General features: G+C 72.0%; 24 protein-coding genes. 12 read left to right on the plus strand and 12 right to left on the minus strand.

Annotation, left to right across the window (positions count from 1 at the left end; all coding sequences use genetic code 11):
* Window positions 1-195 precede the first annotated feature (195 nt).
* From ACGFJ7_RS32345 to ACGFJ7_RS32355, 3 genes are all read right to left on the minus strand, one after another.
* On the minus strand, window positions 196-1,107 hold the full coding sequence (locus tag ACGFJ7_RS32345) for a hypothetical protein (protein ID WP_392645539.1): 912 nt from the start codon (window positions 1,105-1,107) through the stop codon (window positions 196-198).
* A gap of 52 nt (window positions 1,108-1,159) precedes the next feature.
* A complete protein-coding gene (locus ACGFJ7_RS32350) occupies window positions 1,160-2,101 on the minus strand; it encodes a sulfotransferase (protein ID WP_360253351.1) in 942 nt (313 codons plus the stop codon).
* Between the two features lie 81 nt (window positions 2,102-2,182).
* On the minus strand, window positions 2,183-2,335 hold the full coding sequence (locus ACGFJ7_RS32355) for a hypothetical protein (RefSeq protein WP_360253353.1): 153 nt from the start codon (window positions 2,333-2,335) through the stop codon (window positions 2,183-2,185).
* Window positions 2,336-2,863: 528 nt separating this feature from the next.
* Between ACGFJ7_RS32355 and ACGFJ7_RS32360 the strand changes: the two genes are divergently transcribed.
* From ACGFJ7_RS32360 to chrA, 7 genes are read left to right on the plus strand one after another with little or no spacing between them, the layout of a single operon-like run.
* A complete protein-coding gene (locus ACGFJ7_RS32360; RefSeq protein ID WP_360253356.1) occupies window positions 2,864-3,697 on the plus strand; it encodes a glycosyltransferase family 2 protein in 834 nt (277 codons plus the stop codon).
* A gap of 16 nt (window positions 3,698-3,713) precedes the next feature.
* Entirely contained in the window at window positions 3,714-4,649 is a 936-nt protein-coding gene (locus ACGFJ7_RS32365) for a glycosyltransferase family 2 protein (RefSeq protein WP_360253358.1), read from the plus strand.
* Window positions 4,646-5,893 (plus strand): glycosyltransferase family 2 protein, encoded by a 1,248-nt coding sequence (locus ACGFJ7_RS32370; protein WP_360253360.1) that lies wholly within the window; start codon window positions 4,646-4,648, stop codon window positions 5,891-5,893. Before ACGFJ7_RS32365 ends, ACGFJ7_RS32370 begins: the two co-directional genes overlap by 4 nt.
* Entirely contained in the window at window positions 5,893-8,256 is a 2,364-nt protein-coding gene (locus tag ACGFJ7_RS32375) for a hypothetical protein (RefSeq protein WP_360253362.1), read from the plus strand. The genes ACGFJ7_RS32370 and ACGFJ7_RS32375 overlap by 1 nt, the downstream gene beginning before the upstream one ends.
* A 19-nt stretch (window positions 8,257-8,275) precedes the next feature.
* Entirely contained in the window at window positions 8,276-9,001 is a 726-nt protein-coding gene (locus ACGFJ7_RS32380; protein ID WP_360253364.1) for a MarR family transcriptional regulator, read from the plus strand.
* Window positions 8,998-9,381 carry a VOC family protein gene (locus ACGFJ7_RS32385; RefSeq protein ID WP_360253366.1) on the plus strand — a complete coding sequence of 128 codons (384 nt, stop codon included), beginning with the start codon at window positions 8,998-9,000 and terminating at the stop codon, window positions 9,379-9,381. Before ACGFJ7_RS32380 ends, ACGFJ7_RS32385 begins: the two co-directional genes overlap by 4 nt.
* Window positions 9,382-10,545: a chromate efflux transporter gene (chrA, locus tag ACGFJ7_RS32390; protein WP_360253368.1), complete on the plus strand. Its 1,164-nt coding sequence runs from the start codon at window positions 9,382-9,384 to the stop codon at window positions 10,543-10,545. It begins immediately after the preceding gene.
* A 307-nt stretch (window positions 10,546-10,852) separates the two neighbouring features.
* Here the strand turns inward: chrA and ACGFJ7_RS32395 are convergent, their stop codons facing one another.
* The gene (locus ACGFJ7_RS32395; RefSeq protein ID WP_392645543.1) at window positions 10,853-11,401 is read right to left on the minus strand and encodes an NADP-dependent oxidoreductase; all 549 of its coding nucleotides are present in this window, start codon (window positions 11,399-11,401) and stop codon (window positions 10,853-10,855) included.
* The gene (locus ACGFJ7_RS32400) at window positions 11,398-11,778 is read right to left on the minus strand and encodes an alcohol dehydrogenase catalytic domain-containing protein (protein ID WP_392645712.1); all 381 of its coding nucleotides are present in this window, start codon (window positions 11,776-11,778) and stop codon (window positions 11,398-11,400) included. The genes ACGFJ7_RS32395 and ACGFJ7_RS32400 overlap by 4 nt, the downstream gene beginning before the upstream one ends.
* A 100-nt stretch (window positions 11,779-11,878) precedes the next feature.
* Here ACGFJ7_RS32400 and ACGFJ7_RS32405 point away from each other — a divergent pair, with 100 nt between their 5' ends.
* A complete protein-coding gene (locus ACGFJ7_RS32405; protein WP_392645545.1) occupies window positions 11,879-12,853 on the plus strand; it encodes a GlxA family transcriptional regulator in 975 nt (324 codons plus the stop codon).
* 32 nt (window positions 12,854-12,885) lie between these two features.
* On the opposite strand, the gene ACGFJ7_RS32410 is transcribed toward ACGFJ7_RS32405, so the two are convergent.
* From ACGFJ7_RS32410 to ACGFJ7_RS32420, 3 genes are read right to left on the minus strand one after another with little or no spacing between them, the layout of a single operon-like run.
* Window positions 12,886-14,163: a hypothetical protein gene (locus ACGFJ7_RS32410; protein WP_392645546.1), complete on the minus strand. Its 1,278-nt coding sequence runs from the start codon at window positions 14,161-14,163 to the stop codon at window positions 12,886-12,888.
* Window positions 14,153-15,334 (minus strand): metallophosphoesterase, encoded by a 1,182-nt coding sequence (locus ACGFJ7_RS32415; protein ID WP_360253374.1) that lies wholly within the window; start codon window positions 15,332-15,334, stop codon window positions 14,153-14,155. The genes ACGFJ7_RS32410 and ACGFJ7_RS32415 overlap by 11 nt, the downstream gene beginning before the upstream one ends.
* 18 nt (window positions 15,335-15,352) lie before the next feature.
* Window positions 15,353-16,033 (minus strand): nucleoside/nucleotide kinase family protein, encoded by a 681-nt coding sequence (locus ACGFJ7_RS32420; protein WP_392645548.1) that lies wholly within the window; start codon window positions 16,031-16,033, stop codon window positions 15,353-15,355.
* Between the two features lie 80 nt (window positions 16,034-16,113).
* On the opposite strand from ACGFJ7_RS32420, the gene ACGFJ7_RS32425 reads away from it, so the two are divergent.
* Entirely contained in the window at window positions 16,114-16,560 is a 447-nt protein-coding gene (locus tag ACGFJ7_RS32425; RefSeq protein WP_360253378.1) for a hypothetical protein, read from the plus strand.
* On the opposite strand, the gene ACGFJ7_RS32430 is transcribed toward ACGFJ7_RS32425, so the two are convergent.
* Together ACGFJ7_RS32430 and ACGFJ7_RS32435 are read right to left on the minus strand one after the other, a co-directional pair.
* Window positions 16,516-17,172: a hypothetical protein gene (locus ACGFJ7_RS32430; RefSeq protein ID WP_360253380.1), complete on the minus strand. Its 657-nt coding sequence runs from the start codon at window positions 17,170-17,172 to the stop codon at window positions 16,516-16,518. The genes ACGFJ7_RS32425 and ACGFJ7_RS32430 overlap by 45 nt on opposite strands.
* Complete coding sequence (locus tag ACGFJ7_RS32435; RefSeq protein WP_392645550.1) at window positions 17,160-17,432, minus strand: hypothetical protein; 273 nt, start codon at window positions 17,430-17,432, stop codon at window positions 17,160-17,162. The genes ACGFJ7_RS32430 and ACGFJ7_RS32435 overlap by 13 nt, the downstream gene beginning before the upstream one ends.
* Before the next feature lie 161 nt (window positions 17,433-17,593).
* Between ACGFJ7_RS32435 and ACGFJ7_RS32440 the strand changes: the two genes are divergently transcribed.
* The 3 genes from ACGFJ7_RS32440 to ACGFJ7_RS32450 are packed head-to-tail and all read left to right on the plus strand — an operon-like array spanning window position 17,594 to window position 20,615.
* Window positions 17,594-18,328 carry a polysaccharide deacetylase family protein gene (locus ACGFJ7_RS32440; RefSeq protein ID WP_360253384.1) on the plus strand — a complete coding sequence of 245 codons (735 nt, stop codon included), beginning with the start codon at window positions 17,594-17,596 and terminating at the stop codon, window positions 18,326-18,328.
* The gene (locus ACGFJ7_RS32445; protein WP_360253386.1) at window positions 18,325-19,263 is read left to right on the plus strand and encodes a glycosyl hydrolase; all 939 of its coding nucleotides are present in this window, start codon (window positions 18,325-18,327) and stop codon (window positions 19,261-19,263) included. Before ACGFJ7_RS32440 ends, ACGFJ7_RS32445 begins: the two co-directional genes overlap by 4 nt.
* A complete protein-coding gene (locus ACGFJ7_RS32450) occupies window positions 19,260-20,615 on the plus strand; it encodes a nitrous oxide reductase family maturation protein NosD (RefSeq protein ID WP_392645552.1) in 1,356 nt (451 codons plus the stop codon). Before ACGFJ7_RS32445 ends, ACGFJ7_RS32450 begins: the two co-directional genes overlap by 4 nt.
* Here the strand turns inward: ACGFJ7_RS32450 and ACGFJ7_RS32455 are convergent.
* Complete coding sequence (locus ACGFJ7_RS32455) at window positions 20,578-21,258, minus strand: response regulator (RefSeq protein ID WP_392645554.1); 681 nt, start codon at window positions 21,256-21,258, stop codon at window positions 20,578-20,580. The two genes, ACGFJ7_RS32450 and ACGFJ7_RS32455, sit on opposite strands and share 38 nt — an antisense overlap.
* A complete protein-coding gene (locus tag ACGFJ7_RS32460; protein WP_392645556.1) occupies window positions 21,255-22,433 on the minus strand; it encodes a sensor histidine kinase in 1,179 nt (392 codons plus the stop codon). The genes ACGFJ7_RS32455 and ACGFJ7_RS32460 overlap by 4 nt, the downstream gene beginning before the upstream one ends.
* Between the last annotated feature and the right edge of the window lie 129 nt (window positions 22,434-22,562).

Below are 22,562 nucleotides of genomic sequence, written 5' to 3' on the forward strand. Positions count from 1 at the left end.
GTCCAGGACAGGAAAACCTTGGTTGCCGTACGGGTGCAGTGGCCGGAAAATGCCGAAGCCGCCCCTTGTGGGGGCGGCCCCGACATCGACGGTGCGGCCGTTTACCGCGCACACCTGGCGTCACTCACGAAGGTAGAGCATCAAGATCGATCCGAGGGGACGGACCCCGTGGATCGTGATCACGCTCTCACCACATCAGAACAATTCGGTACGAAGGTCGTGGGCCCCGTCGGCCCGGGTGGCCTCGTAGTAGACGCGCTGGCGGCCGTCCGGCAGCGTGACCAGGCTCAGGTAGCGCAGGCCGTGGGGCTCGTGCGGGCTGCCCAGCGGCTCGCGGTCCTCGGCCGTGAGCTCGCCGAAGCTGCCGTCGGCCCGGCGCCTGCCCCGCGCCACGCCGGTGCGCTCCTCCCAGTTCTCGCCGGCGGTGGCCCGCCCGTCGTAGGCGACGGTGATCTCGTCGCCCACGACCTGCACCGAGGAGACCCGCACGCCCCGGGCGTCCCACTGTCCCGGCCGGCCCGCCAGCGCCGTGCCGCGCCAGGTCCAGTGCACGCCGTCGAGGCTGGTCGCGTACTCCGTGGTCATCCGGTCGGCGTCGTCCCAGCTCTCCAGCGGGTGCACGGACGCCCACAGGTGCCAGCCGTGCTCGTCGTGGTGCAGCACCGGGTCCTTGACGCCCACCGTGTCGTCGCCGGCCAGGACCGTGCGTGGCGTCGCCGCGGCCAGACCGGCCAGGGTGCCGGCCTCGAGCAGCTCGACCCGCCAGTGCTTGGTCCCGGGGGTGGCGGCGCTGACGTAGAGCCGCCAGCGGCCGTCCGGGGTGTGCACGATGGCGGGCCGCTCGAGCGACTCGGCCCCGAACTGCTCCTTGGTCACCTCGACGACCGGCGTGAAGGTGATCCCGTCGTCGGAGGCGGCGACCACGTTGGCGATGCCGCGGCCCTCGCCGATCGGCAGGCGCAGCCGGTAGGCGAGGTAGAACCGCCCGCCGACCACGATCGAGCTGGGCGCTCCGGCCCAGGCGCCGGGTTCCTCACCCGGAGGCTCGACCACCACGGTGGAGTCGTCCCAGCGGGGCAGGGGCAGCATCGAGATTCCGGTGGTCAAGGCGACTCCTTCGGCGCGAGCGGGCAGAGCAAGTATGCATCATCTATCAAGATTAGGGGGATTCGGCGTTCGCGTGTCGGCCGACTGACAGCCAGTCGTCGTACTTCTCCCCCGTCACCTCACTGAGCAGTGCGATGTCGTCGGCGAACAACGGCAGCAGAGCGGCCCGCTCGTGCGGGGTGGTCACCGGCCGGGTTCCCTTCTTGCGGTGCAGCAGCGTGAGCAGCGGCCCCCGGGCGGCGAGCCGCAGCGGCACCGGGAAGCGATGCCCGAAGGTTCCGCCGGTGCGCAGAAGATAGCGCAGGATCCGGTTCACGTCGTCGTCCTCGACCACGTGCCGGTTGACGTTCTCGCGCGGGATGGAGGTCAGCACGCCGGTGGCGACGCCGAGGAACGAGCAGACCCGGTCCAGCGCGGCGGCCGGGTCGTCCTTGAGCTCGCGGTAGCGCATCAGCAGCACTTGCTCACGCGGGAAGTGCTCGTAGAGGTGGCGCACCTGCTCGCCGTACTTGCCGAGGCTGACGTAGTGCCAGAAGCCGGCCCAGCCGGCCGCCTTGCGGGACTCCTCGGCCCGGCACGCGGTGACGAAGTCGGCCTCGGGCTCGAGGCCCGCGTTCCAGAGGTGCGTCCAGTTCGAGTGGGCGCGGTCGACCGGGTCGCGCAGCAGGACGATCAGCCGCGCCGACGGGATGAGCGCCTTGATGCGTTCGTGCGCTTTCAGGTCGTACAGGTAGAAGGGCGTCGCCTCGCCGAGCCTGGCGGTCGCCGGCGCGGGAGCGAACAGGGCCTCGTACTCCTCCTGGCGCCAGACGTGCTCCTGGTAGGTCTGGACGTCGCCGGGGCCGCCCGTGGTGGGCGGCGGCCCGTCGGAGAGGAAGAACTTCGGCTCCTTGACCGCGGGCAGGAACAGCTCCGGGTGCTGAACGAGGGCGGCGTGCAACGCTGTCGTTCCCGCCTTGGGCACCCCGGCGATCAAAAAATCGGGCAGCGGCATGGCAGTCTCTCCCCACGTGCGGGTCGCAAGTGAGACTTAGCCTACAGATCTAGTAGGCATTCGCACCTCCGAGGCACCGGCTCAGCCCTGGCCGAGCAGCCGGCGCCACCACGTCACACGGCGGAAACGCGGGCAGGACGCCGCCTCGCAGAGCGCGCACTCGGCCCCGGGGCGATAGTGCTCGTGCGCCCGCCGCGGATGCCCGCAGACACAGAGGGCTTCATCAGTGCTCATCGCCTCACCACAAGTAATCGCGCTCGGAACCTACGGGACAGTACCCGGATCATCCGCTCACCCGTGGTTGCCGGGGCGCCGTGTCGGAACCTCGGCAACCGACTCGCAACCAAGCCTTCACGGACAGTGATGTCGCCATGCGGTGACCAGCTTCACGCGATGTATTCCGAAATTTTTATTACCGACCCCGCTGGGCGATCCGAGGGCTTCCGCGAAGTACGCCCGTTTTACACGGTCCGTACCCAGCGGGGCTCGACCGTCCATTACTCACGGTAACAATGGGACGAGAATCGGCCGGTGTTGCCGGAGCGTATTCATTGCACCTAGTTCCCTCACAGCGTCCACACAGAGAGCCGTAATAGCACTGTCTTTTCTTCTAGTTGACGCTTTGTAGCTGCTTGCTACGGTGGTGCGACAGAGGCGAGAACCTTATGCCTCTTGCCGCCACCGCCACCCTCGGAAGGGACCGACATGGATATTTCGTCCTCCGTCAGCAATACGAAGGGTGACGGTCGTACATCACCGACCGTGAGCGTTGTCATCCCGACGCTGAACGAGGAGCGCAACCTGCCGCACGTGTTCGCGAAGCTTCCGGCGGACATCACGGAGGTGGTCCTGGTCGACGGCGGCTCGGTCGACCGCACGGTCGCGGTGGCTCGCGAGCTGCGGCCCGACGTGGTGGTGGTGCACCAGACGCGTACCGGCAAGGGCAACGCGCTCGCCTGCGGCTTCGCCGCCTGCACGGGCGACATCATCGTGATGATCGACGCCGACGGCTCGACCGATCCGGCCGAGATCCCGCTGTTCGTGGCCAAGCTGGTGGCCGGCGCCGACTTCGTGAAGGGCTCGCGCTTCAACCACGGCGGCTTCAGCCACGACATCACCAAGCTGCGCAAGCTCGGCAACGACGGGCTCAACCTGGTGGTGAACGTCCTGTTCGGCACGAAGTTCACCGACCTCTGCTACGGCTACAACGCGTTCTGGCGCAGCGTCGTACCGGTGCTGGACCTCCCCGACATCCGGCTGCCGCGGCCGACCGACGGCACGAAGCTGTGGGGCGACGGGTTCGAGATCGAGACGATGATCAACATCCGGGCCGCCGTCGACGGCATGAAGGTCGGCGAGGTCGGCAGCATCGAGCACCGCCGCATCCACGGCGAGACCAATCTCAACACCTTCCGGGACGGTTTCCGCGTCCTGCGGACCATCTTCAGCGAGTACGGCCGGATGCGCGTCTCCACCGGCAAGGGCCTGCGCCGCCGGGACGGCGTGATCGTCCACCAGCACAGCACTCCCGCCCTCCGGCGCGAGGCCGGCGCGGTCAGCGCGGAGATCAAGCAGACCCCCGTTCTCGAAGACTGACCCAGGAGACGCTCCCGTGCCTTCCCCCCTTCCCGCCACGTCGATCGTCATACCGACGCACACCGAACAACGCTGGCCCTCCCTCGTCCGGACCATCGCCTGCGCCCGGTCGCAACGGTTCGAGCCGGCCGAGGTGATCGTGGTCGTCGACCACAACCCCGAGCTGTTCCGCCGCGTTCAGCGGGACCTGCCCGGCGTGACGGTGCTCGAGAACGCGTACGCGAAGGGTGTCTCCGGCAACCGCAACACCGGCGCCTTCCACGCCACCACCGAGCTGGTCGCCTTCATGGACGACGACATCACCGCCCAGCCCGACTGGCTGGAGAACCTGATCGCGCCGTTCGCCGACCCGCGGGTCGTCGGCACCGGCGGCGGCATCGAGCCGGCCTGGGAGCACGAGCGCCCGCGGTGGATGCCCGACGAGTTCCTGTGGGCGGTCGGCGGCTCGTACGCGGGCATGCCCACCGTCACCTCCCCCATCCGCAACGTCTGGTCGGCCAGCATGGTCGTACGCCGCTCGGTCTTCGACGCCGTCGGCGGCTTCCGGGTCGGGTTCGGCAAGCTGGGCGACCGCAACCGCCCCGAGGACACCGAGCTCTGCCTGCGGATGAGCGCGCTCGACGGCGGCCACTGGATGTACGTCCCGGGGGCCGTGATCCGCCACGAGGTCCCGGCCCAGCGCTCGACCTTCACCTTCTTCGTGCACCGCTGCTACGCCGAGGGGCGCGGCAAGGTGCAGATGGCCGGACTGCACGACGGCGGCGAGACGCTCGGCGCCGAACGGTCCTACCTGTGGTCCCTGCCGAAAGCCGTGCTGCGCAACCTCGGCACCGGCGGGTTCCTGCGCGCCGGCGGCATCGTCGCCGGTGTCGTGGCCGCCGGTTGGGGCGGCGCCGTCGAGACGGTCGCCGCCAAGCGGCGCCCCCAGGCCGAGCTGGAGCCCGCCCGATGAGCACCGCCACCCTCCCCGCCGTCGTCCTCGACGTCGACCTGGCCACGGCGCTGCCCGCCGTGCCGGCCGTCCAGCCCGACGGCCGCCGGGCCGAGCAGGCCTGGGTGCTGGTCCGCCTGCACACGGAACCGCTGGGCACCGTGCTCGTCGACGTACCGGAGGAAGGTCTTGACCCGGCCGCCTTGACGGCCGCCATCGAGGCCGAGCTGGCCGGCGAGATCGAGCGCGCCCGCGGCGAGGAATTCCTCGCCTCCCGCCGGCGGATCCTGGCGACGGCACCGCACATCACGGTCGTGATCTGCACGCGCGAGCACCCCGAGATGCTCGCGCAGTGCCTGGACAGCCTGCTCGCCCAGAACTACCCGGGCTTCCGCGTCCTCGTGGTCGACAACGCGCCGGTCACCGACGCCACCGAGAAGGTGGTCCGGGCGGCCGCCCGGCGCGGCCCGGTCGACTACCTGCGGGAGCCGCGGGCCGGTCTGTCGTACGCCCGCAACGCCGCCACCAAGGCCGCGCCCGGGCAGATCCTGGCCTGGATCGACGACGACGAGGTGGCCGACGAGAACTGGCTGGCCGAGATCGCCCGCGCCCTGCACGACCACCCCGAGGCCGACGTGATCTCCGGCGTGATCGTCCCGGCCGAGCTGGAGACCCGGGCCCAGATCTGGTTCGAGCAGTTCGGCGGGCACAGCAAGGGCCGCGGCTTCACGCCCGACACCTTCGGCCCGCACACCGCACACCGGCAGAGCCCGCTCTACCCGCTGCCGCCGTTCGCCACCGGCGCCAACATGACCTTCCGGCCCGGCGTGATCGAGCGGATCGGCATGTGGGACACCGCGCTCGGCGCCGGTTCGCCGGCCATGGGCTCCGAGGACACCCTGGCCTTCACCCAGGTGCTGCTCAGCGGCGGCACGATCGTGTACCAGCCGTCGGCGGTCACCCGGCACTACCACCGCCGCGACTACCAGGGGCTCCAGAAGCAGATGGTCGGATACGGCACGGGGCTCGTGGCCGCGTACACCAGCCTGCTCGTGAAGCGTCCCGGCCTGATCTTCCCGCTGCTGCGGCTCGCACCGCACGCGCTGCGGGACATGACCGGCAAGGACACCCCGCGGACGGCCACGCTGCGCGACGATTTCCCCCGGGAGCTTCTCTCGGCCAACCGCCGCGGCATGCTCGCGGGGCCCCGGGCGTACTTCAGGGGACGGCGCGCCGCCACGAAACACACGGAGGCCCGAAAGTAATGCAACCGCGCTCGGACCAGCCGGACGTCGACACCACCACGGTGATCACTTCCGTCGACCAGGACGCCACCACCCGGCTGGAGGTCGGCGAGCGGACGGTACGCATCCCGCTCAGTCCCGGCGACCAGTCGGAGACCCGCATGCTGCCCGCCCCGGTGATCACCACCGGCGGCCCGGCGGACCGGGTGCTGGAGCGCACGACCACCATCGACGCCGGCGCCGGAACCGACCACCGGCGCGAGTTCGCGGCGGCCGGCATGATCGCGTCGGCGATCGGCCTGCTCGGCCTGGCGGCCGGCGGTCCCGCCGCGGTCGCGCTGCTCGTGCTCTTCGTCCTGCTCGGCCCCGGCGCCGCGATCATGTCGGTCGCGAACACGCGCGGCCGCCTCATCTCCTGGGCGCTGTCGATGGCCGGCAGCCTCGCGGTCACGACCTTCGTCGCGGTGGTCCCGCTCTGGCTGCACGTCTGGCAGCCGTACGTCTGGCTCGGTGTTCTCGCCGGAGCCTCGCTCATCGGGTCGGCCGTTCAGTACTTCCGCCTTCGCTCGGTCCCGCCCAGCGGCGCCGGCACGCCGATCGAGCGCGTCGACAACGGCCAAGTGCTGGGTGCGCTGCCGTTCTTCACCATGGCCGCCGGGCTCGGCCTCTGGATCCTGGCGCTGGTCGCGCTTCAACCGGACCAGGTCGGGCTGTACGGGTTCACGGCCGCCCTGGGCGTGCCCTTCGTGATCGGCGCGGTGCTGCTGCTGCTCGGTTTCGCTGTCGAACTGTTCGGCCGGGCCCGCCCGTACGTCATGGCCGCCCATCTGGTCATCATCCCGGTCATCATGCAGGCCACGGTGCCGCTGCTCGACGGGACGACCGAGTACGCCTGGACCTACAAGCACATCGGCGTCGTCGACCTGATCCGCGACAACGGCCACCTGATCAGCGGCAGCGACATCTACCAGCAGTGGCCCGGCTTCTTCGCCGTGGTCGCGATGATCTCGCACGTCTCCGGCGTCGACGCGATCTCCTTCTCGGCCTGGTCCTCGCTGTTCTTCGCGCTGGTCACCTCGGTCATCACGGCCGCGCTGCTGCGCCAGTTCACCCGCGACCGCCGCATCATCGCGGTCGGGGTGTTCCTCTTCCAGGCCACGATGTGGGTGGACATCGGCTACTTCTCGCCCCAGGCCTTCGTCTTCCCGCTCATGCTGGCCTTCTTCCTGATCGTGGTCCGCTGGCTGATCGTGGTGCCGACGTTCGACGGCGAGCCCACGGGCCGCGTCGACCGGCTGCGCCGCTGGCTCGTCCGGGGCATGCCGGACGCGATGGCGACCGACAAGCGCACCCGGCTCTGGGCCGGCCTCGGCGCGGCCGGCCTGTACGGCGCGATCGTGGTGTCCCACCAGCTCACCCCGGTCGTGATGATGATCCCGGTGATCATCCTGACCGTGCTCGGCATCGTGCGCCCGCGCCTGTTCACGATCGGCCTGATCGCCATCGCGGTCGTCTTCATCGGCCCCCGCCTGGTCTCTGTGGCGAGCGAGTACACGCTGTTCAGCCTCGACTTCCTGTCCAACGCCGGCGGCAACGCGCAGAACTGGGGCACGCCCGAGCAGGAGTTCTCGGCGCTGGTGTCCCGCGTCCTGGCCATCGGCCTGTGGGCGGCGGCGCTGCTGGCGGTCTTCCTCACCCGCAAGAAGGTCGGCCGCGTCCTCATCCCGGTCGTTCTCGGCTTCGCCCCGATGGCCACGCTGGCCGGCGGCAACTACGGCGGCGAGGCGATCTACCGGGTCTTCGCGTTCTCGCTGCCCTTCGTGGGTCTGCTGGTCGGCCTGCTCTGGGCGGGGAAGGGCCGGCGCGGCGTCCCGGCCATGATCCTGTCGGGCCTGCTGATGGCGGCACTGTTGCTGGCCGGGCTCCAGGGGCTTCAGGGGCAGCTTTACGTGCATCAGGTACGGGCGACGGACATCGTGGCGGCGGACTACTTCTACGAGCACGCCGAACCGGACTCGGGCCTGATCCTTCTCGCCCCGAACTTCCCGACAAAGCTCGAGGGAAATTACGGCTCGTTCAACAAGGGCCACGTGTCGGTCGACATCTCGCTGGTCGGCGACCCGCTGTTCACCAACAGCATCAGCGGCGAGCGGCTGCCGGACATCGAGCAGTACATCCGGGCGATGAACTACAAGACGAACTACCTGGTGGTCAGCGACGCCATGGACGACTACACCGACTACTTCGGCACCGAGCCGGACAACGCGGCGCAGTCGCTGGAGACGGCCCTGCGCGCCTCGTCCGACTGGAAGGTCTTCTACCAGGGTCCCGGCGTGACCATCTTCCAGCTGGTCGGCTCGGCCAGCGCTATTGCATCAAATTGATTTGATGTAATCTGCGGGCGTGACGCCGCCCTCGTTCCTCCTCGCCGCCGGTCATCCCGTGCGGTGGCGGCTGCTGAGCGAACTGGCGGGCGGCGACCTGGCCGTGCGCGAGCTGACGGCGCGGCTCGGCCAGCCGCAGAACCTGGTGTCGTACCACCTGGGCAAGCTGCGCCGGGCGGCCCTGGTGACCGCCCGGCGCAGCAGCGCCGACGGCCGCGACACGTACTACTCGCTCGACCTGACCCGGTGCTCGGCCCTGCTGGCCGGCGCCGGGGCCGCCCTTCACCCGGCGCTGTCGCTGACGCCGCCGCCCACCCCGCCCGCCGGCTCCGGGCGGGTCCTGTTCCTGTGCACGGGTAACAGCGCGCGCTCCCAGATGGCCGAGGCCCTGCTCCGGCATCACACCGGGGGCGCCGTCGAGGCGTACAGCGCCGGCAGCCGCCCCAAACCGATCCACCCGCACGCCGTGACCGTCATGGCCGCCCGCGGCCTCGACCTGTCCGCGGCCCGCCCCAAACATCTCGGCGAGTTCACCGGCGAACGTTTCGACTTCGTCATCACCCTGTGCGACCGGGTCAAGGAGGTCTGCCCCGAGTTCCCCGGCCCCGCTCGCCGCGCCCACTGGAGCATGCCCGAGCCCGCCGGTCTCCCCGACTTCGAACTCGTCGCCGACGAGCTCACGTCCCGCATCACCTTCCTCCGGCACACCATCGCTCGCTCATCACGACGCGAGGAGGCGTCATGACCGACTCGACAGTGCACGTCCGCTACCTGGTGGACGACGTTCAGGCCGCGATCGACTTCTACACCGGTCACCTCGGCTTCACCGTGAACACCACGTTCCCGCCCGCCTTCGCCGACGTGCTGCGCGGCAACCTGCGCCTGCTGCTCTCCGGCCCGGCCAGCTCGGCCGGCCGCGCCATGCCGGACGGCCGGAAGCCGGCACCGGGCGGCTGGAACCGCATCCATCTGCTGGTCGACGACATCGACGCCGAGGTGACCCGGCTGCGCGCCGACGGCGTGGTCTTCCGCAGTGACGTGGTCAGCGGCCCCGGCGGCCGGCAGATCGTCCTGGACGACCCGGCCGGCAACCCGGTCGAGCTCTTCCAGCCGGCCGGCACCTGAATGCACCGGGCGTCCCTGACGACGGTCCTGCGCGAGTGGGGCCGCATCGGCTGCGTCGGCTTCGGCGGCCCGCCCACCCACATCGCCCTGCTCCGCAAGCTCTGCGTGGACGAGCGCCGGTGGCTGACCGCGCAGGAGTTCGAGGACGCCATCGCCGCCTGCAACCTGCTGCCCGGCCCCGCCTCGACCCAGCTGGCCATCTTCTGCGCCTGGCGCGTGCGGGGCCGCCCCGGCGCTCTGGTCGGCGGCGCCGCCTTCATCCTGCCCGGCCTGATCGCCATCCTGGCCCTGTCCGCCCTGTTCCTGGGCAACCCACCGACCTGGGTGGTGGCCGCCGGCGCCGGCGCGGGCGCCGCCGTGGCCGCGGTCGCCGCCCAGGCCGGCACCGCGTTGATGCCACCGGGCTGGAAGCGCGCCGCCGTGCAGAGCAGCCGCCGCCGCTGGGCTGCCTACCTGCTTCTGGGCGCCGCCGCCGCGGCCACCGTCGGCCCGTGGCTGGTCCTGCTGCTCATCGCCTGCGGCGTCATCGAGGTCCTGGCCCAGCGCCCCCGAGACGCGAGCCCGGCGCCGCGGGCCGGCCGGCCGCCGCACTCGCTCACCCTGCTGGCCGCGACCGGGCTCGGCGGCGGCGTGCTGCTCTCCCTGGCCTGGGTGGCCCTCAAGGTGGGCGCCCTGTCGTACGGCGGCGGTTTCGTCATCATCCCGCTCATGCAGGCCGACGCCGTCGACCACTACCACTGGATGACCGACGCCGAGTTCCTGAACGCCGTGGCCCTCGGCCAGATCACCCCCGGCCCGGTCGTCCACACGGTCGCGGTGGTCGGCTACGCCGCCGCCGGCCTGACCGGCGGCCTGCTGGCCGCGGCCGTGGCGTTCGGCCCGTCGTTCGCCTTCATCCTGCTGGGCGCCCACCGCTTCGACCAGCTACGCGCCAACCCCCGCGTCCGCGCCTTCCTCGACGGCGCGGCCCCGGCCGCCATCGGCGCCATCCTCGGCTCGACGGTCCCGCTGATCCGAGCCCTCACCGAGCCCTGGCAGTACGCCGTCCTGGCCGGCGCCGCCGTCCTGACCCTGCTCCTGCGCCGGGGCCCCGTCCTCACCTTGCTGGCGGCCGCCACCGCCGGCGTCGTCATAGTCCTGGCCGGCGGCTCCCTCCCCCACTGACGGTCCCTCGCGGGCCGCCCGCTCAGTTCGTGCTGGGCAGGCTCGGAGACCCCAGACCTGCGATCGTCGTGACCGCTGGCCACCAGGCGGCCGGACGTACGAGGGCGTTACGGGCGAATGGCGCGCTGTGCCGGCTTGCCGGGACGCTGTCCAGCAACTGCCGGCCGCCGTCGACTCGCAGGCGGCGGTCGCGGCCATGACCGCCGAACTGGACGCTCGCCTCGACCCGGCACTGAATGCGGCAGAACGACCAAGCGCGGCGGTCACCGTCCATTCGCGAGCTCACCGGGAGATTCCGGCCTGTGTGTCAGGGTGTGAGAACTATTTTGCCCGTCAGGTGGCCTTGTTCGCCGAGGCGGTGGGCTTCGGCGGCGTCTTTCAAGGGCAGCACCGAAGCCACCTCGACCCGGAGGCGGCCGGTGTCGGCCAGGGTGGCCAGGGACGTCATGCCGGCGGCGTCCGCCTCGACGATCATGAAGCGGGCTCGTTTGGCCTGCTGGGCGCCCACCTCCTCCAGGTAGGCCTCGGCCGGCGAGGCCAGGGCGACCAGGATGCCGCCCGGGCGGAGGGTGCGCAGGGACCGCGGCCCGTACTCGCCGCCGATGGGGTCGAGCACCACGTCCAGATCGTGGAGGTGGTCGGCGAAGTCCGTGGTGCGGTAGTCGACGGGTTCGTCGACGCCCAGGGATCTGATGAAGGCGTGCTTGGCGGCCCGGGCCGTGCCGATCACGTACGCGCCGCGCGCCTTGGCGATCTGTACGGCCAGGTGGCCGACGCCCCCGGCCGCGCCGTGAATCAACACCCGCTGGCCGGCGCTGACGGCGGCGACGTCGACGAGTGCCTGCCAGGCGGTCAAGCCGGCGAGACCGAGACCGGCCGCCTGTACGTGGGACAGACCGGCCGGTTTCCGGACGAGGTGCCGCGACGGCACGGTGACGTATTCCGCGTACGTGCCGGCGGGCTGCGGATGCCGGGCACCCCGAACACCTCGTCGCCGGGCCGGAACAGGGCCGCGCCCACTCCGGCGGCCTCCACCACGCCGGAAAGATCCCAGCCGAGCCGTACGGGGCGGCCGGCCAGCCCGCCGGTGGCCCGGTGCCAGAAGTCGGTGGGATTGACACCGGCGGCGTGGACGCGGACCAGCACCTCGGCCGGTCCGGGCTCGGGACGGTCGACGTCCACCAGGGTGAGGACTTCCGGTCCGCCGAAGCGGTGCTGCTCGATCGCGTACATCCGCAAGCCTCTCTGCTTTTGACCTGTGCGCGATCCACTGTGTGGCAGGCGACGCCGGCTTTCGAGTGGCCGTCAGGCCATCATGTGTCAGGATCTGGCCATGCATCGTGTGGTGGTTCTGGCGCTCGACGGCGTGTACCCGTTCGAGCTCAGCATCCCGGTCCGGATCTTCGGGACCGCCGCTGACGGGCCAGGACGGCCGTTGTACGAGGTGATCACCTGCAGCCTCGACGGCCGGCCCGTGCGAACCAGTGCCGACTTCGCCGTCGCCGTCGAGCACGGCGCGGAAGCGCTCGACACGGCGGACACGCTCGTGCTGCCACCGTTCGTGTGTGAGCCGGCGGGCAGCCGCGACTGGCTACCGGACGGCCTCGAGGCCGCGCTCGAGCGGCTGCGGCCGGGCGCTCGGATCGTGTCCATCTGCACGGCCTCCTACGTGCTGGCCGCGGCCGGGCTCCTCGAGGGCCGTCCGGCGACCACCCACTGGAACAACGCCGACCATTTCCAGCGGACCTTCCCCACCACCAGGGTGAACGCGGACGTGCTGTTCACCGACGACGGGGATCTGCTCACGGCGGCCGGCGTGGCCTCCGGCATCGACTTGTGCCTGCATCTGGTGCGCCGCGACCACGGCAGCGACGTCGCCAACCGGGTCGCCCGCCAGTGCGTCGTGCCGCCCTGGCGCGAGGGCGGCCAGGCCCAGTTCATCGACCGCCCCGTTCCGGCGCCGGCCGACTCGGCCACCTCACCGACCCGCCAGTGGGTTCTGGAAAACCTGCACCGCCCCGTCACCCTCACCGAGATGGCCCGGCACGCGCGGACGAGCGTGCGCACGTTCTCCCGTCGCTTCCGCGCCGAGGTGGGCCTGACGCCCGGCCAGTGGCTGACCCGCCAGCGGGTGGAGCTCGCGCGGCGCCTGCTCGAAACCACGGACCTGGCCATGGACAGCGTCGCCACCGAAGCCGGTTTCGGAAGCGCCGCCTCGATGCGCCAGCACCTCACGGCCGCGATCGGCACCTCGCCGACCGCGTACCGCCGCATGTTCCACCCGGACGCACCATCATTGACGCGCTGATCCGCTGAGCCACGACGTGGCGCCCTCGACGGTCACCAAGGTGTGCCGGCGAGCACGGACAGGAGCTCCTTCGCGCAGTACTCGGCGATCAGCTCGTCCCGCGTGATCTCGACCAGATCACCGGACGGCGGTGGCGAGCGGTCGAAGGCGTGGAACACCTCGAGGGCGTCACCGACGGCCAGCTCGGGGCAGTCGTCGATCAGCAGCCAGTTGGGCTGCTCGCCGACAGCCGCGGCCAGCTCGGCGCTCGCCGAATACGCCCGAAGCCAGGAGGCCGCCGGCCCGGCCGGCCGCACGACGTGCGCGACGTTCGGCAGGTCGGCGGGATGTGGACCGACGAGGATCACCGGAACGCCCAGGGCTTGGGCGTGCGCACTGAGCCGGCGGGTTTCGGCCGAGTTCAGCTGCGCGGTACGGCCGTCCGGGTCCCACCAGATGACGCCACGCCAGCTCCCGGCCGCCGGCGACGCCCCCACAGGAACGCCGGGAACGGGCGGCGCGGCCGCGGAAACGCCCGAAGCCGTCGTCGCGACCGCGGGAACGCCCGAAGCCGGCGGCGGCGCTGCGGGGAGGCCGGAGGGGGGCGGTGCGGCCGTGGGGAAGCCCGAAGCCGGCGGCGTCGCTGCGGGGAGGCCGGAGCGGGGCTGGGCTGCCGCGGGGAAGCCGGAGGCCGGTGGCGCGGGGAGGGCGGTGATCAGGATGTCGCACTGGTGGCGTAGCCGGTCGCGGTAGGGGTGCGGGGTCGCGGCCGGGCCCAGGGCGGAGATCAGCGGCCGTCCGGTCAGGCGCTGGGTGAGGTAGGGCAGGTGCCAGGCCTGGATCTCGTCGCGGAGCGGGCCGAAGGCGACCTCGGTGCCGGCGGCGCGGATGCGGTCGAGGCCGACGCCGGCGACGCGCGGGTCGGGGTCGCGGAGGGCGGAGACGCAGCGCGCGAAACCGCACGAGGCGACCAGGTCGGCGCAGGGTGGCTGCTTTCCCCAGTGGGCGCACGGCTCGAGGGTCGTGTAGATGGTCGCGCCGCGCAGGATCGCCCGGTCGGCGACGCTGTCGATGGCGCAGCGTTCCGCGTGGCGGCCGCCGTACGGCTCGGTCGCGCCCTCGGCAATCAGCACCCCGTCCTTGACGATCACCGCGCCGACCGTGGGGTTGGGGCTGGCCCGGCCCTCGGCTTCCATCGCGCGGAGCAGCGCCCGCCGCATCCAGTACGCGTCGTCGCCCCCGGCCCCACCCGGCGGGGCGGAGGCGGCGGGTGCCGGGTCGAGGACGCCGCCCAGCCCGTAGCCCGGAAGGAGGCGTAGGTCAGGCGGCATGCAGAGTGAGGAGGGTGATCTCGCTGGGTGCGAAGATGCGGAACGGCGGGCCCCAGAAGCCGGTGCCCCGGCTGGTGTAGAGCTGGGTGCGGCCGGAATGGCGGGACAAGCCCTGCAGGACCGGCTGGTCGAGGCGGACCAGGTAGTGGAAGGGCCACATCTGGCCGCCGTGGGTGTGGCCGGAGATCTGGAGGTCCACGCCGTGCGCCACCGCGCCGGCGATCTGAGCGGGCTGGTGGGCCAGCAGCAGGACAGGGTGGGACGGGTCGGCGCCGGCCAGGGCGGCCTCGTGGTCGGCGTGGTGGCCGGGCACTCCCGAGCCGGCGGCGGTGCGGTCGTCGACACCGGCGATCACCAGGGTGTCGCCGCCCCGGGTGACCTCGACGTGGCGGTTGTGCAGGGCCTCCCAGCCGAGCGAGGCCATGTGTTCGACCCAGCGCTGGGCGCCGCTGAAGTACTCGTGGTTGCCGGTCACGTAGACCCGGGCCATGGTGGCGCGGATGTCGGCCAGCGGGGCCGCCTGCGAACGGCGCTGGGCCACCTCGCCGTCGGCGATGTCGCCGGTGTGCGCGACCACGTCCGCGTCGAGGGTGTTCACCACCTCGGTCACCTTCTGCGACCAGCGGGACCGCTCGATCGGGCCGTAGTGGGTGTCGGTGAGCAGCACCAGCCGCAGGCCGTCGAGGCCGGCGCCCAGCCGCGGCAGGGTCACGTCGACCCGGCGGACCCGCGGGACGCGCCTCGCTTCCGCGTACCCCCAAGCGAGCAGGACCACCGAGACCACAGCGACCACCGCCGTGGCGATGCGGTGGCGAGCCGGGTCGCCGACGCCGGCGGCCCAGAGGAGCAGGGCGAGCACCTGGCCGATGAGGGACTGGACGAACAGGACCCAGACGACGCCGAGCGTGGTGTCGGCGATGACCGCGGGAACGTCGCGATGGTTGCGCCCGTGGCCCAGGAACATCAGCACCGGGAACGCGACCGCCACCAGCGCGACGACCACCGTGCCGGTCACGAAGACGCCGGTGGGCCAGTCGTTGCCGGAGCCGAACAGCGTCCACCAGGGCACGCCGAACAGCAACGCCAGGACCGCGACCAGGGTCAATCCAAAGCGGACGGCCCGGGACGGGCGGCGGCGGGGTTCGGTCTCGACTGCTTCACCTACGGACACGCCTGAAAGCATGCCACTTCAGGCCGGTGGGGTGCCGACCCTGTGGATAACCGAGGCCGGCACGACGAGGTCGGCGCGCGGGCGCGAGGCGGCGATGAGGACGGCGTTGCGCTCGTCGGTCCCGGTCGCCCACTCCGACGCGGCCGACGGGTCCTTACCAAAACGGACATGTCGCGAAATAAGACGTTCAATACGCGTCGACTGATCCAGATCCGCGTACCAGACCTCAGCAAGAAGATCCCGCACTGGCCGCCAGAAAGCGTCGTCGAGCAGCAGGTAATTACCCTCACTGATGATCAGGCGCGCGTCCCGGAAGAGGGGGATGGCCCCGGCGACCGGCTGCTCGATGACCCGCTCGAACCCGGGCGCGTAGATCACCTCGTCCTCGTCGGCCAGCACCCGCCGCAGCAGGGCCGCGTAGCCGAGCGGATCGAACGTGTCCGGCGCGCCCTTGCGGTCCCGCCGCCCGAGCCGGGTGAGCTCCACGTCGGCCAGGTGGAAGCCGTCCATCGGCACGTGCGCCACCCACGCCCCGGCCGTCAGGCCCGGCGGCGGGTCCGGCGCCAGCGCCGCCACCAGTTCCTCGGCCAGCGTGGTCTTGCCCGCCCCGGGTGGCCCCGTGATGCCGAGCACCGCGCGCCCACCGGCCGGCACGAGCGCCCTGGCCCGCTCCACCAGCGCCTCGAACGTGTAGTTCATGGCCGGAACCTACCCCGGGTCGGATCGAGGACTGCGCGCCCGTCGCCGGAAAAACAGAATCGGGGGCACGGGGGTAAAACATGATCACATTGGTTGCCCTGCTGAGCGCGACTCTTCTGGGAGTCCCGGTTCACCAGGAAGTCGATCCGCACGGCCGGGTCTATGTCACCGAGGGCTCGTCGCTGGTCCGGATCGCGCCGCGCGGCCGCCGCTGCCGGGTCGCGGTCTTTCCGTGGGCGGGCCCGATGGCGCTGCGCCCGGTGGCCAGCGGCGTCGCGCGCGGGCCGGACGGCGCCTTCTACGTCGGCGAGACCTCTCTCGTCCCGGGCCGGGCGCGTCTGTGGCGGGTGGTGCCGGGTCAGGAGCCTCAGGTGTACGCCGCGGGCCTCACCGCCGTGGTCGACGTGCGGTGGTCGCCGGACGACCGGTTGTCCGTCCGGGAGCGCGACGGCTCCCTGCTGCGCGTGTTCCCGCGTGGCCGCCTAGTGCGACAGACCGAGCCGCAGGCCGGCCACACCCGCTGGTGACAGCGGCCGCGACGTCGCCCGCGACAGCTCCTCACGCACGCATGCGGGCAGCTCGTCGGCGAGCGTGCGCAGCCGCGGGTACAGGTCGAGCACGTCCCGATGAGTCAGCGCGCCCACCCCGATGAGCAGGCCGTTCACCGCGCCGGGGGTGCGCGTCAGCTCGGCGCAGAGCTCCCGCCGCCAGCCGGGGTCGTCGACCCGGGTGGCCAGTTCGCGGGCGATCCGGTTGCCGGCCGGCGACGGCTCCTCGGGCGCCGCGTGCCGTCCGGCCCGGGCCGGCACCGGGGCGAGCCGGCAGGCGATGCCGAGCAGACGGGCCAGCTCGGGCACGGTCAGCACGTCCAGGCCGTGTGCGCAGATCTCACAGAGCCGGTGGTACGTCGCCGCGTGCACCAGGGTGGCCGGGCGCGGGCACTCGCCCAGCGGCCCGCAGAGCCGGTCCAGGATGATCTCGGCCAGCGTGCCCTCGTGGTCGAAACGGCCGACGCCGAAGTACGCGGCGGGAGCGCTGCGGTATCGGGTCAGCGCGTTGCGCGCGCTGGCGTAGTTGCCGGACTCGACGCTGATGCGCGGGGTGCCGCTCTCGGTGTGCAGGTAGATCAGTCGGAACATCTCGATCGCTCCCGGTGATGCAGCGAACCGTCGTCGACCGGAGATACGGGCGCGGTGGCGCGGGAGTTCAAAATCCGCAGCGCGTCGAACGTGACCGCGTGCAGGGCGTAGATGCCGGCGGTGATGACGACCAGCATCGTGGCCAGGACCGCGCCGGTCGCGCCGTCGAGCCCGCGCCAGGCCACCGGGGGCACGGCGACGCCGAGCACGACGGCCGCCTGACCGGCGGCCTCGGCGCAGCGTACGGGATCAAATGTCATGACCTCACCCTTCCGGGTGGAGGTCGCGCGCGCCTCTGCCCGGAGCGGGAGTTCGACTACGACTTTCGGTAGAGGGACGTAGGTTGGATCTTGAGGAGGACGACCGCGTGCCCGTTTTGCCAGCACTCATGTATCACTCCGTGTCAGCTGTCGGTGGCCCGATGCGTGATCTCGCCGTGCCGCCGGAGCTGTTACGCGAGCAGCTGAGCGCGCTCCGGGACGCCGGTTACCGCCTGGCCGGCCTGACCGAGGCCCTGAACCTGCTCGAGGAGGGCGGCGGCGAGAAGCTGATCGCGGTCACGTTCGACGACGGCTACCGCGACTTCCTCACCCAGGGCGTGCCGATTCTGAAGGAGAGCGGCGCCGGGGCCACCCTCTACGCGTCGGTCGGCCACCTCGGCGGCACGGCCGGCTGGCTCGGGCGGTGGGCGGCCGACTTCGGGCCGATGCTGACCTGGGACGAGCTGGCCGAGGTGCGGGACGCCGGCGTCGAGATCGGCAACCACAGCATGATCCACCACCCGCTGGACGTGCTGCCGGCCGCCCAGCTCCGCGACGAGATCGTCACCAGCCATCGCCAGCTGGAACAACGGCTTCAGGTGCCGGTACGGTCGTTCGCCTACCCGCACGGCTACCACAGCCGGCGGGTGCGCGACCTGGTGGCCTCGCTGGCATACGACAACGCCACCGAGGTCGGCCGCCGCCTGCACACCCCGGCCGAGAAGCGCCTGGCCGTCCCCCGCCTGCAGCCCACCCCGGACCACACCGGCGCCGACCTGGTGGCCCTCGTCCGGACCGGCGAGACCGGCCTCGTACCCAAGGTGAAGCAGTTCGCCCAGCCCGGGTGGCGGGTCGCCCGCCGGGTCGCCCGGACGTTCGGGAAGAACCTGACATGAACCGCCGCCGCCTGCTCGGCCTGTCCGCGCTGGCCGCCGTCCCGCTGGCCGGCTGCAAGACGTACCGCGCGGAGGAGAAACCCGTACCGGCCGCGTCCAGTCCGGCCCTGAGCGGCGGCGGCCCGGTGCCTTACCGGCCGGGCCGGGTGCTGCTCGGGGCGTACACCCAGCTCAAGGGTTTGACGACGGCCGAGGGGATCGCCCTGCGGACCAGGCAGCTCGGCCGCCCGGAGCGCATCGTGCACCGGTTCTACTCGTGGACCGACACCCTGCCGACCTCGCTGCCGTACGTGACGTCGGCCAGCGTCGCGATGATGTCCTGGCGCGGCCCGGTGTACCAGCAGGTCACCAACGGCTCCTCGGACAAGCTGATCGCCGGGGCCGCGCAGCGGATGGCGCGGCGGGCCGTGCCGACCCTGCTGCGCTGGGCCTGGGACATGAACCGCGCCCCGTCCACCCCCGACCCGGCCGGGTACGTCAAGGCGTACCGCCGGATCCACGGCATCTTCGCCCGGGAGGGCGCCGACAACGTGAGCTGGGTGTGGAGCCCGAACTGGAACTCCGACCCGGACGAGGACGGGAACGCCTTTCCCCGGTACTACCCCGGTGACGAGTACGTGGACTGGGCCGGTGTCTCGGGCTACGCCGCGGGCCAGGCACCGGGCGACCTGTTCGACCGGTTCTACGAGACGTACGCGGCCCGCAAGCCCGTCATGATCACCGAAGTGTCGGTGACCGACCGCGGTGGCAGCACCAAACCGGACTGGATCACCGCCTTCCATCAGTGGGTGAAGACCCGTCCGGCCGTCGGCGCCGTGTGCTGGTTCGACACCGACACCCATCCCGGCTCCACCGAGAAGTGGCGCGTCGACTCGACCGCCGCCTCGCTGACCGCGTACCGGGCGATGTCGGCCGACCCCGTCTTCACCGGGTGAGCGGAACGCACCGCGCCGGTGGCCGGGCCCGCCGGTGGCTCGCCCTGCTCGCCGCGCTCCTGCTCGCCGGCGGCGCGGCCGCCGGATACCACGTCTTCTTCGCCGAACGGCCACCCGACGTCGACGCCGCCGGCCCCGGCTACTGGGTCTCCACGCGCGGCGCCGACGACGCCGACGGCTCGCCCGGGAAGCCCTGGCGGTCGATCGCGCACGCGGTCGAGGTGGCGCCGGCCGGTTCCAAGATCTTCGTGCGGGCGGGTACGTACGACCCGTTCACGATCACCCGGCCCAACCTGACCGTGATGAGCGCGCCGGCCGAGCACGCGACGGTGGCGGGTGTGTCCGGCGTCCGCGACGGCATTCTGGTCACGGCGAGCGGGACGACGATCGCCGACCTGACGGTACGGGGGTGCGTGCCCAAGCCGAACGCCGACGTCGACATCACCGGCGACCACGGCAGCGGCATCCGCGTCCACGACACCAGCGACGTCACGGTCAGCGGCGTCGTCGTGCGCGACAGCCACGGCACGAACGCGGCCGGGTTGCCGGTCGGCTGCTACGGCATCCTGGTCACCCAGTCGCGGGACGTGCACGTCACCGGGTCCGAGGTCATGCGCAACGGCGCCGGCATCGTGGTCAGCGGCGGCGGCCGGGGCGTCGTCGTCGACGGCAACAACGTCCACGACCAGGACGTGATCGTGCAGAACACCGCACAGAAGAACGACGACTTCGGCGGGTACGGCCTGGCCGCCACCTTCGTACAGGCCGACCCGGGACCGGTGTTCCGCAACAACACGGTCCGCGGCAACCACGGCCCCTCGACCGACTACGGCACCGACGGCGGTGGCATCGAGATCTACGACGCCGCCAACCTGACCGTCACCGGCAACACCTTCGAGGCGAACGACGGCGTGCTGGAGACCGGTACGGGCGGTCGCGGCGGCTGCTCGAACAACGTCTTCACCGGCAACCGCGCGATCGGCGGCCACGGCCCCACCGGCTTCGACAGCGACACCGGGCTGCTGCTGCGCTGCGCGGCGAAGAACACGGTCAGCGACAACACCTTCAGCGGCATGCAGAAGTTCACCTTCCTGCTCACCACGGGCAGCGACTTCGCCGGCAGCGTCGACGGCCTGAAGATCACCGGCAACACCGTCGTCCGCAACTCCGGCACCGTCGTCTACCGCCTCCAGTTCGACGGCGGCCGGCCGGCCGTGACGATCGACGGCAACACGTACGAGACCGGCGACAACGCCTTCGCCGTGCTGAACGGCTCGACCTCCGAGGCCACCGTCGCCTACGACCAGTGGCGGTCTACGACCAGCTACGACGCCCACTCGACGATGCGGTGACCAGGCCGCTCTCGTACGCGATCACCACCAGTTGCGCCCGGTCGCGGACGTGCAGCTTGGTCATCGCCCGGTTGACGTGGGTCTTCGCGGTCACCGGGCTGATCACCATGCGGGCCGCGATCTGATCGTTCGACAGTCCCTGGGCGACCAGGACGACCGCCTCGCGCTCGCGGTTGGTCAGCTCGGTCAGCGCCGTGGCGGAGGCCACGGGCCGGGGCTGGCTCACGTAGCGGTCGATCAGCCGGCGGGTGATCGACGGCGCCAGCAGCGCGTCACCGCGGGCGGCGACCCGTACGGCGTGCAGGAAGTCCTCGGGTTGGACGTCCTTGACCAGGAAACCGGCGGCGCCGGCCCGCAGCGCGTGAAAGACGTACTCCTCCAGGCCGTAGTTGGTCAGGATGACCACGTGCACCCCGGCCAGCACGGGGTCGGCCGCGATGCGCCGGGTCGCCTCGACGCCGTCGGCGACCGGCATCCGCACGTCCATCAGCGCCACGTCGGGCCGGTGCCGCCGGGCCAGGGCCACGGCCTCGACGCCGTCACCGGCCTCGGCCACCACCTCGATGTCGTCCTCGATGTCGAGCAGCGCCCGGAAGCCGCCACGGATCAGCGGCTGGTCGTCGACGAGCAGGACCTTGATCATGTCGTACGGTCCAACGGCAGCTCCGCCCGCACCGAGAAGCCCCCGCCGGCGCGCGGACCGGCCCGCAGGTCACCGCCGAGGGCGGTCACCCGCTCGCGCATGCCGAGCAGCCCGACGCCGTGGCCGGGCGCCGACCGCGGGGTGGCGTCGCCGTCGTCGTCGACCTCGATGGTCATCGCCCCGGGACGGTAGCCGACCCGGACCGACGCGGTGGCGGCCCGCGCGTGCCGGGCGATGTTGGTCAGCGACTCCTGCACGATCCGGTAGGCGGTCCGGTCGACGGCGTCCGGCACGCCCCGGCGGCGCCCGTCGACGGCCAGGGTGGCGTCCAGCCCGCCGGCCCGGGCCTGGCGCACCAGATCGGGGAGCTGCTCGAGCCCGTACGGCGGGGAAAGGGTGTCGTCGCGCAGCGCCTCGAGCGTGGCCCGCAGCTCGCGGGAGGCCTCGCGGCCCGCCTCGCGGATGGCCGTCAGCGCCTCGGGCACCGGCTCGCCCCGCTTCTCGGCGACGTGCACGGCGGCCTCCGACTGCACCTTGATCACCGAGATCTGGTGGGTGAGCGAGTCGTGCAGCTCCCGCGCGATGTGCAGCCGCTCCTCACCGGCCCGGCGCCGGGCGATCTCCTCGCGGGTGCGCTCGGCCTCGTCGGCCCGGCGCTCGGCCTGCCGCAGCGCCTCGCCGGCGGCGCCGGCCGCGATCAGCCAGGCCAGCTCCAGCACGCCCCGGGCCGCCCCGGCCGGCTCGCCGGCGGCGACGGCCGCCACGGGCAGGGCGGCCAGCAGGACGACGCTGGTCACGACGGTGACGACCCCGCGCCCGGCCCGCACGGCGGAGTAGACGGCGATCAGATAGGCGACGGCGAACACGTCGAACCCGGCCGCCTGATAGCCGGCCGCGCACACGCCCGTGGCGACCAGCGCGGCCACCGGCGCCCACCGGCGCACGACGAGCACCAGCCCGCCGGCGGCCAGCAGCCCGTACCCGAGCCACTGGCCCGCAGCCGGCGTCCCGGCGCCCTCCCCGGTCAGTGCCGCGATCACCAGGACCGTCGCTGTGCCGGCCGCGACGGCCACGTCCCGCACCTCGACCGCCCGGCCGCGGACGGGGATCGCCGTACGCCAGACCGCGGCCGCCGCGTCCCGGACAGCCACCGCCCGGCCCCGCGCAGTGTCCATGCGGGCACCCTAACCGCGGACCGCCCCGGGCGAGTCCTCCGTACGCAGTAGTGCCATGCCGCATCCGTGGCAGCGCGCACTGTCCACATCGGCACGATGACCGGCGCCGCACCCGGGACGAGGATCGGA

The sequence above is a fragment of the Actinoplanes sp. NPDC048988 genome (genome assembly GCF_043197815.1).
In the GTDB taxonomy this organism is placed as follows: domain Bacteria; phylum Actinomycetota; class Actinomycetes; order Mycobacteriales; family Micromonosporaceae; genus Actinoplanes.